Origin of the sequence: Inquilinus limosus (assembly GCF_051487185.1) — a bacterium.
GTDB lineage: Bacteria > Pseudomonadota > Alphaproteobacteria > DSM-16000 > Inquilinaceae > Inquilinus > Inquilinus limosus_F.
Window position 1 is genome coordinate 93,084 of record NZ_JAHVDK010000031.1, and the last position, 9,431, is coordinate 102,514.

Genomic DNA, 9,431 nt, shown 5'->3' on the forward strand with positions numbered 1-9,431 from the left:
CCAGACATGGGACAATATTGCGGCATATTCGCAAATTCTTCCCATGCTAGATCAGTGCGAGCTCTAATCTCTGCACATGAGGACGCTTCCTTTGCGTCCGAATGACCCAACAACTGACAGAGAGTTGCGGATCTTCACTCAAAGGTTGCGGTTCTTCACCACGTAGGGGAGACCCGACATGAAATCGTCACATCTTCTCGAATACGGCACGCTGTTTTCGGACAGCGATCTCTTCCATGATCCATTGGCATGGTCGGCGATGCGGAGATGGTCGAACGATCTCCTGTTCCACCAGACCTTCTTCGACCTGTCCCGCATGGACGCGCTCTCGCCCAGGTGGGGCGGCGGTGTTCGTTCCGCTGCCGTCGACCGATCCGACGGGGCGGTGGTCTCCGCGCCCGCGTCTTCTGGGGCGCCGAAGCCGGAGGAGAACGGCTCGGGCGACACCACCGCGGCCGTCGCCGCCTCCGGCAACCAGCAGATCGACGGGCTCCTGAGCGGCGTCCGCTGGGCGGACGGCTTCATCACCTACAGCGATCCGGATGCCGTGTCCGACTACCAGGCCGGCCATCCCGAGCCGTTCACCAATTTCTCACAGCTGACGGCGCAGCAGATGATCGCCGTCCATTTCGCTCTGAACGCCGCCATCTACACACAGCCGGTCGGCGCCTTCGGCTTCTCGGTCGAGGGGTTCACCAATCTCGGCATCGACTACGCCGGCAGCGGCTTGGGGACCGGCACGATCCGCGTCGCCAACACCAGCGACCCCGGCACGGCCTATGCCTACTACCCGGACAATGCCGTCTACGGTGGCGACGCGTTCTTCGGGCCTAGCGGCGACCTGCCGACGGCCGGCAACTACGACTGGCACACCGTGATCCATGAGCTCGGCCATGCGCTGGGCTTGAAGCATGGCCACGAGACCAGCGTCTACGGGGCCCTGCCGGCCGACCGCGATTCGCTCGAATACTCGGTGATGACCTACCGCACCTTCATCGGCGACGACGCGAGCGGCTACAATTACGAGACCTGGGGCGCGCCTCAGACCTTCATGATGCTCGACATCGCCGCCCTGCAATACATGTACGGGGCGGACTTCAGCACCAACAGCGGCAACACGGTCTACAGCTGGAGCCCGACCACGGGCGAGACCTTCGTCAACGGCAGCATCGCCATCGATCCAGGCGGCAACCGCATCTTCGCCACGATCTGGGACGGCGGCGGGATCGACACCTATGACCTGTCGAATTACACGACCAACCTGAATCTCGATCTGACGCCCGGCGGCCATTCCGTCTTCTCCTCGACCCAGCTCGCCTATCTCGGCGGCGGCCCGAACAGCGGCTATGCCCGCGGCAACATCTTCAACGCGCTGCAATTCAACGGGGATGCCCGATCGCTGATCGAGAACGCCAATGGCGGCTCCGGCAACGACACCATCCAAGGCAACGTCGCCAACAACACACTGAACGGCAATGCCGGCAACGACACCCTGTATGGGGATTGGGGCAACGACGTGATCAACGGCGGCGCCGGCAACGACTGGATCGAAGGCGGCTTCGATGTCGACACGGTCAATGGCGGCGACGGCGACGACACCTTCGTCGTGCGTCTCGGGCAGTTCGCCGACAATGTCACGGGGGGCGCGGGGATCGACCTGCTCGACTTCAGCAACGTCACGTTCTTCGGGCTGAACGTCAACCTTGCCACGGGTGGCTACGACTTCACGACCGCTCACGGCGGGCCGTACACGGTCACCGGGGTCGAGAACGTCAACGGCTCCAACTTCGCTGACACGCTCATCGGCGACGGCACCAGCAACACGATCAACGGCAACAACGGCGACGACAACCTGCAGGGCGGTGCCGGCAATGACACGATCAGCGGCGGCAACGGCAGCGACCTGATCCAGGGCGGCGCCGGCGACGACGTGCTGACGGCAGGCAGCGGGAAGGATCAGATCTACGGCAACGACGGCAACGACCGCTTCTATATCGAGCAGGGGTGGAATGGCGGCATCGGCGAAGCCTTCTTCGGCGGCGCCGGCATCGACACCTTCGATGCGTCGACCGTGATCTTCGTCGGCTTCTCCGCCACGATCAACCTGCAGGACGGCATGTTCACCGACAGCAATTTCCCCGGAAACGAGATCTGGCTGTCGAGCGTCGAGAACGCCATCGGGACCGACGAGAACGACACCATCACCGGCTCCGGCGAGAACAACGTCCTCAACCTCGGCGACGGCAACGACACCGGGATCGGGCAGGGCGGCAACGATACCCTGTTAGGAGGCGGCGGCAACGACGCGCTCCGCGGCGGGGCGGGGGCCGACACGCTCAATGGCGCCGCCGGCACCGACACCGCCAGCTATTTCGACAGCTCGGTCGCGATCTCGGTCAGCCTCGTCACCGGCCTGGGCAGCGGCGGCGACGCCGCGGGCGACGTTCTGGTCGGGATCGAGAACCTTTCGGGCGGCCAGGGCAATGACGGTCTGGCCGGGAACGCCGGCGCCAACACGCTGCAGGGCTGGAACGGCAGCGACGTCCTCGTCGGCAACAGCGGCAAGGATACGTTGACCGGCGGCGCCCAGGGAGACCGGTTCCACTACGCCGCCCTCGCCGACAGCGTGGTCGGGGCCAATGCCGACCGGATCACCGATTTCAGCCACGCCCAGGTCGACCGCATCGACCTGAGCGCGATCGACGCCAACACCGGCGTCGCCGGCAACCAGGCCTTCAGCTTCATCGGCACCGCGGCCTATACCGGCGTCGCCGGCCAGCTACGCTATGCCGTGAGCGGCGGCGTCACCACCGTCGCCGGCGACGTCAACGGCGACAAGGTGTCGGATTTCCACATCACCTTGACCGGCAGCATCGCCCTCGTGGCGGCCGACTTCGTGCTGTGAGCCGGGCTGAAGAAGTCTGGGAATATTGCGTAACTCGCGAGGCCTGGGGCATCCCTCAGGCCTCGCTCCTATTCCCCCGCCTACCCCGCCCCGCCGATCAGGTCGATCCATTCCTGCTCGGTCAGCGTGGCGACGCCAAGTTCGCGCGCCTTGGCGGCCTTGGAGCCGGCATCGGCGCCGACCACGACGTAGTCCGTCTTGCTGGAGACCGAGCCGGCGACCTTGGCGCCGAGGAATTCCGCCCGCGCCTTCGCCTCCGGCCGCGTCATCGTCTCCAGCGTGCCGGTGAACACCACGGTCTTGCCCGCCACGGCGCTGGCGACGGCGCGCGGCCGCGCGAAATCCTCGACCGTCAGCTGCGCCGCCAGATCCTCGATCACCGTGCGGTTGTGTTCCTCGGCGAAGAAGGCCAGCAGATCGTCGGCCACCGACGGGCCGATCTGGTCGATCGCGGTCAGGTCGCGATAGGCATCGCTGTCGTGGTCCTGCGCCGCCTCCATCGCCGCGCGCCAGTTGGCGAGGCTGCCGTAGTGCCGTGACAGCAGCTTGGCCGTCGCCTCGCCCACCTGGCGGATACCCAGGGCGTAGATGAAGCGGTCGAGCGGGATGGTCCGCCGGGTCTCGATCGCCTCGAACAGCTTCTGCGCGCTCTTCGCCCCCCAGCCCTCACGGTTGCGCAGCGGCGCCAGGCTGGCCTTGTCCTGCTCCGCCAGCCGGAAGATGTCGCCCGGCGTCTTGATCAGCCCGTCGGCGTAAAAGGCGCGGATGTGCTTGTCGCCCAGGCCCTCGATATCGAAGGCATTGCGCGACACGAAATGGCGCAGCCGCTCCACCGCCTGGGCCGGGCAGATTAGGCCGCCGGTGCAGCGGCGTACCGCCCCGCCCTCCTCCCGCACCGCCAGGCTGCCGCATTCCGGACAGGTCTCGGGGAAGACGTATTCGGCCGCGCCCTCCGGCCGCCGCTCCAGGATCACCCGGACGATCTGCGGGATCACGTCGCCGGCGCGCTGCACCACCACCGTGTCGCCGATGCGCACATCCTTGCGCCGGATCTCGTCCTCGTTGTGCAGCGTGGCGTTGGAGACGACGACGCCGCCGACCGTGATCGGCTCCAGCCGCGCCACCGGCGTCAGCGACCCGGTGCGGCCGACCTGGATGTCGATCGCCTTCAGCACCGTCTGCGCCTGCTCGGCCGGGAACTTGTGCGCCGTGGCCCAGCGCGGCGCCCGGCTGACGAAGCCGAGCCGGTCCTGCCAGTCCAGCCGGTCGACCTTGTAGACCACGCCATCGATGTCGAAGGGCAGCTCCGCCCGCAGCGCCGCGATCTCGTCGTAATAGGCCAGCAACTCCTCGGCCGTGTGGCACAGCCGCGCCGGCTCGTTCAGGCGGAAGCCCCAGCCGGCGAGGCGCTGCCGGATCTCGCCGAGGGTCTTGCCCAGCGGCGCCGACACCTCGCCCCAGGAATAGCCGAAGAAGCGCAGCGGTCGCGACGCGGTGATTGCGGAGTCGAGTTGGCGCAGGCTGCCGGCGGCCGAGTTGCGCGGATTGGCGAAGATCGGCTCGCCCGCCTCGGCCCGCCGGGCGTTCAGCGCGGCGAAGTCGCTGCGCTCCATATAGACCTCGCCGCGGATCTCCAGCACGTCCGGCGCATCGCCGTTCAGCCGCTGCGGCACGTCCTTGATGGTGCGGACATTGGCGGTGACGTCCTCGCCCTCGCTGCCGTCGCCGCGGGTCGCGGCCTGGACGAAGCGCCCCTTCTCGTAGCGCAGAGAGCAGGACAGGCCGTCGATCTTCGGTTCGGCCATGATCGCGACCGACCGCTCGGGATCGTCGCGCAGCTCCTTGATGAAGGAGCGGATCGAGCTCAGGAAGTCGTGCACGTCCTGAGGCTTGAAGGCGTTGCCGAGCGACAGCATCGGGATGGCATGGCGGATCTTGCGGAAGCCGCCCGCCGGCGCCGCCCCGACCCGGGCCGAGGGGCTGTCCGGGCGGATCAGCTCCGGATACAGCACCTCCAGATCGGCGTTGCGACGGCGCAGCGCGTCGTAGTCCGCGTCCGAGATCGTCGGCGCGTCCTTCTGGTGATAGGCGATGTCATGCGCCGCGATCTCGGCGGCCAGCGCCTTCAGCTCCTCCGCCGCCTCCTCCGGCGTCAGCGCGTCCACCGGCCGGCTGCGCAGATCCTGATCGTTCATCGACGCCTCCCTCGCGCGTCGGCCCGTCCGGCAGGCCGCATGGCAGCCCCCGCTCGCCGACTCACAGCAGAATCCTAATGGTTGCGGCCCGGTTCACGCGAGAGATCCGATCAGGATCGGACGGCCAGCAGGCTGTCGGCCGCCGCGCGCGCCTCCGCCGTGATCTTGGCCCCGGACAGCATCCGGGCGATCTCCTCGCGCCGCTCCTCCGGCGACAGCGCCGCCACCTGGGTGATGACGGCGCCGCCGCGGTCGGCCTTGCGCACCTGCCAGTGATGATCGGCGCGGGCCGCCACCTGCGGGCTGTGGGTCACCACCAGCACCTGCACCTGCCCGCCCAGCCGCTTCAGCCGCTCGCCCACCGCATCGGCCACGGCGCCGCCGATGCCGGCATCGACCTCATCGAAGATCATCGACGGCAGGGTCCCCGGCGCACCGCGCCGATGCAGCAGCACCACCTTGAGCGCCAGCATGAAGCGGGCGAGCTCGCCGCCCGAGGCGATCTTGCCGATCGGCCCGGCCGGGCTGCCCGGATTGGCGGCAACCAGGAAGGTGATGCGGTCGAGCCCGGCCGGCCCCCACTCCGCTTCCGGCAGCCGCTCGACCTGGGTGACGAAGCGGGCGCGCTCCATCTTCAGCGGCGGCAGCTCCGCCTTCACTCCCGTATCCAGCTTCGCCGCGGCACGGCGGCGGGCCTCGGACAGCGCCTCGCCGGCCTGGACATAGGCGGCGCGCGCCTCGGCGGCGGCTGCGGCCAGCCGCTGCAGCACCGCGGCCCGATCTTCGACCAGCGCCAGCCGCTCGGCGAACTGCCGGCGCAGATCGGGCAGCGCGTCGGTCTCCACCCCGTGCTTGCGGGCCAGCGAGCGCAGCGCATAGAGCCGGTCCTCGAGTCGCTCCAGCTCGCCCGCGTCGAGATCGATGTCGGCGGAGAAGCGCTCGATCGCCGCCGTGGCCTCCGCTGCCTCGTCCAGGGCACGGCCGAGCTGGTCGAGAACCGGGTCGAGCCGGCCGCCGGCGCGGTCGGCGATGCGCTGCAGCGCCCGCTGCGCCGCCACGAGCGCCCGTTCGGCGCCGCGGTCGCCCGACAGCTCGGTCAGGGCGGCGGCGACGCCCTCCATCACCTTCTCGCGGTGCTGCAGCAGGGCGCGGCGTTCGGCCAGCTGCGCCTCCTCCCCCCGCTCCGGCGCCAGCGCCTCCAGCTCCTCGACCGAATGGCGCAGGAAGCCCTCCTCGGCCTGGGCACGCTCGGCCTCGGACAGCGCCGCCTCCTGCCGCCGCAGCGCGCCGCGCCAGGCATCCCAGGCGGCAGCGCAGGCGGCGGCCAGGGCCTCGGCCCCAGCATAGGCGTCCAGCACCTCACGATGGGTCCGGGGATCGAGCAGCCCCTGGGTTTCGAACTGGCCATGCACCTCGACCAGCCCGACGCCGATCTGGCGCAGCAGGCCGATCGAGACCGGCTGGTCGTTGACGAAGGCGCGGCTGCGCCCGTCGGCGCCGACGCTGCGGCGCAGCACCAGCGTGTCGTCGACCGGCAGCTCCTGCTCGGCCAGCAGCGCCCTGACGGGATGGCCGTCGGGCAGCAGGAACTCGGCGCTGACCGTGGCGGCCTCGGCGCCGTGGCGCACCAGCCCGGCATCGCTGCGGCCGCCGAGGGCAAGGCCGAGCGCGTCGAGCAGGATCGACTTGCCGGCCCCGGTCTCGCCGGTGAGCGCCGACAGACCGGCGGCGAAGCCGAGCGAGAGCTGTTCGATCAGAACCACATTCCTGATCGAAAGTCCGGCCAGCATGGGATCAGAGGATCGACCCGAGGGTGCGGTCGAAGAAGTCCTTATCGTCAGGCGGGCGGATGCCGGATCCGGTCAGCAGCACATAGGCGTCCTGGTACCAGGGATCGCCCGGATAGTTGTGACCGAGCACCGCCGCGACGTGCCGCGCCTCGTCCTTGAGGCCGAGCGCGACATAGGCCTCGACCAGCCGTTCCAGCGCCTCCGGCACCTGGCTCGTGGTCTGCCAGTTCTTGACCACGTTGCGGAACCGGTTGATCGCCGCGTTGTAGTCGCCGCGCTTCAGGTAGAAGCGGCCGATCGACATGTCCTTGCCGGCGAGCTGGTCGTAGGTCAGGTCCAGCTTCAGCTTGGCGTCGCGGGCGTAGTCACTGTTCGGAAAACGGGTGATGACGTCGTTCAGCGCGTTGGTCGCCAGCTGGGTGATCCGCTGGTCGCGCTCCACATCCGAGATCCGGTCGTAGTAGCACAGCGCCTTCAGGTAGTAGGCGTAGGCCAGCTCCTCACTGCCCGGATGCAGGCTGATGAAGCGGTCGAGCGCCACGATCGCGCCGTCATAGTCGCCGCGCTTGTAGCTGGAATAGGCCGACATCAGCTGGGCCTTGGTCGCCCAGCTCGAATAGGGGTGCTGCCGCTCGACCTCGTCGAACCGGGTCGATGCGGTCCGATAATCCGCGTCATCGAAAGCCTGCTGCGCCTGGGAATAGAGCGCCTCGGGCGGCTGATCCGCGGCCGGCTTTGCATCATCTGAGGAGGAACCGCCGCAGGCGGTGAGAAGAACGGCCGGCAGGACGAGCCCGATCCGCGCCATATGGCGAAACTGCAGACGCTTGTTCACTCGATCATCGCCTTCGGTTCTGTCCGGGCCTCTATATACCCACCCCGAATGCGAATGGCGAGACGCCTTCCCGGGGGCAGACGCGCATCGTCCCTCCACGCGAGGCGAAGAGGGACGACGGCATCAGGTGGAACTGGATCAGGCCGCGTTGGCGGTGGGCAGTGCCGCGGCCGGCGCGGGCCGGCCCCAGGGCTCCGCCGCCGGCTCGGCGCCGAAGCTGGTGTCGTAGCACCAAGCGGTGTCGTCGGCGAACAGCGCCCGCAGCAGCTGATTGTTCAGCGCGTGGCCGGCCTTGTAGCCATGGAAATGGCCGAGGATCGGGGCGCCGGCGAGATACAGGTCGCCGATCGAATCGAGGATCTTGTGGCGCACGAACTCGTCCTCGTAGCGCAGCCCCTCGGCGTTCATCACCCGGTCGCCATTGACCACGATCGCGTTCTCCAGCGATCCGCCGAGGGCGAGGCCGTGGCGGCGCAGCGCCTCCACCTCCTGGGCGAAGCCGAAGGTACGGGCGCGGGCGATCTCGGTCTTGAAATTGCCGTTCGACAGCCGGACCAGGCCTTCCTGATGCGCGATCGCGCGGCTCTGGAAGTCGATCTCGAAGCTGAAAGTGGCGCCGGCCGACGGCGTCAGCCGGGCCCAGCGGTCCTCGGCCGCGACCTCGATCGGACGCAACACGCGGATGCTGCGGCGCAGCGCCGGCTGGCTGACCAGCCCGGCGCATTCAATCAGGAACACGAAGGGGGCGGCGCTGCCGTCCATGATCGGCACTTCCGGGCCGTTCAGCTCGACCACCGCATTGTCGACACCGCAGCCGCGCAGCGCCGCCATCAGATGCTCGATGGTGCCGACCGAGACGCCCTGGGCGTTGCTGATCAGGGTGCACAGGCGGGTGTCCGTGACCTTGTCCCAGCGCGCGGTGATGCTGCGCCGGCCCTGGGGCACGTCGGTGCGAACGAAGACGATGCCGGTGTTGATCTCACCCGGGCGCAGCACCATGGTGACGTCCTGCCCGCTGTGCAGGCCGACGCCGGTGCACTTGATCGCGGTCTTCAGCGTCTTCTGCGTCGCCGCGCCCGATTCCGCCGAGATGTGAGCCACGATAGGTGTCCTTCGTTTCGTTTGGATGCACTTCGCCAGGCAAAGTGCTGACAGGATGCCCCTTTCGGGACGCAGGGCACCCTAGACCGGCCGGCGCGCAAGCAAAAATCACACTTTGTTTCGATCTGTTACGTGCAGGCGTTCAGGTTGCGACCGCCACAAAAGAAATGCCGCCCGCGGAGAGGCGGGCGGCGGAGGGACAAAGGAATCCCCACCGGCCGCGAGGGGAGCGTGCGGCCGGTGGAAGCGGCGGAATCGGCCTTCAGTTCGCCTGGCGGCGGAGGAAGGCCGGGATGTCGAGCGCGTCCTCGTCGCTGCGCGGCAGCGGGGCGCGGCCGGCATCGATCGCCAGGCGCTGCTGCGCCACCGGGCGCGGCGCCTCGGGGGCGCGCGGCGGCTCGGCGGCGCGCGGCGCCGGCTCCTGCTGGCGCAGCGTCGGCTCGTGATGCGCCTCCGGCTGCTCCTCCTCACGCAGCAGACCGGTCACCCGCCGGAACAGACCCAGCTTCTTGCGTCCCTCGGCCGGGGCGGCCGGCGCCGCCTCGGCCGGGCGCTGCGGCGCCGGCTGCGGGGCGGCCATCGGCGCCGGACGCGGCGCCGCGAAG

5 protein-coding genes and 1 pseudogene are annotated in these 9,431 nt (G+C 68.9%); 1 reads left to right on the forward strand and 5 read right to left on the reverse strand.

What is annotated here, in order from left to right; genetic code table 11:
• The first annotated feature begins 178 nt into the window (after positions 1–178).
• The gene (locus tag KXR53_RS29065) at positions 179–2,905 is read left to right on the forward strand and encodes a M10 family metallopeptidase C-terminal domain-containing protein (protein ID WP_437378808.1); all 2,727 of its coding nucleotides are present in this window, start codon (positions 179–181) and stop codon (positions 2,903–2,905) included.
• 80 nt (positions 2,906–2,985) lie between these two features.
• Here KXR53_RS29065 and ligA read toward each other — a convergent pair whose 3' ends face one another.
• From ligA to KXR53_RS29090, 5 genes and pseudogenes are all read right to left on the reverse strand, one after another.
• A complete protein-coding gene (gene ligA, locus KXR53_RS29070; RefSeq protein ID WP_437378810.1) occupies positions 2,986–5,100 on the reverse strand; it encodes an NAD-dependent DNA ligase LigA in 2,115 nt (704 codons plus the stop codon).
• 110 nt (positions 5,101–5,210) lie between these two features.
• Positions 5,211–6,890 (reverse strand): DNA repair protein RecN, encoded by a 1,680-nt coding sequence (gene recN, locus KXR53_RS29075; RefSeq protein ID WP_437378812.1) that lies wholly within the window; start codon positions 6,888–6,890, stop codon positions 5,211–5,213.
• Between the two features lie 4 nt (positions 6,891–6,894).
• A complete protein-coding gene (locus KXR53_RS29080) occupies positions 6,895–7,725 on the reverse strand; it encodes an outer membrane protein assembly factor BamD (RefSeq protein WP_437378815.1) in 831 nt (276 codons plus the stop codon).
• Positions 7,726–7,863: 138 nt separating this feature from the next.
• Complete coding sequence (gene lpxC, locus KXR53_RS29085) at positions 7,864–8,826, reverse strand: UDP-3-O-acyl-N-acetylglucosamine deacetylase (RefSeq protein WP_437378817.1); 963 nt, start codon at positions 8,824–8,826, stop codon at positions 7,864–7,866.
• 262 nt (positions 8,827–9,088) lie between these two features.
• Positions 9,089–9,431: pseudogene (locus KXR53_RS29090) on the reverse strand (cell division protein FtsZ); the annotation flags it as partial.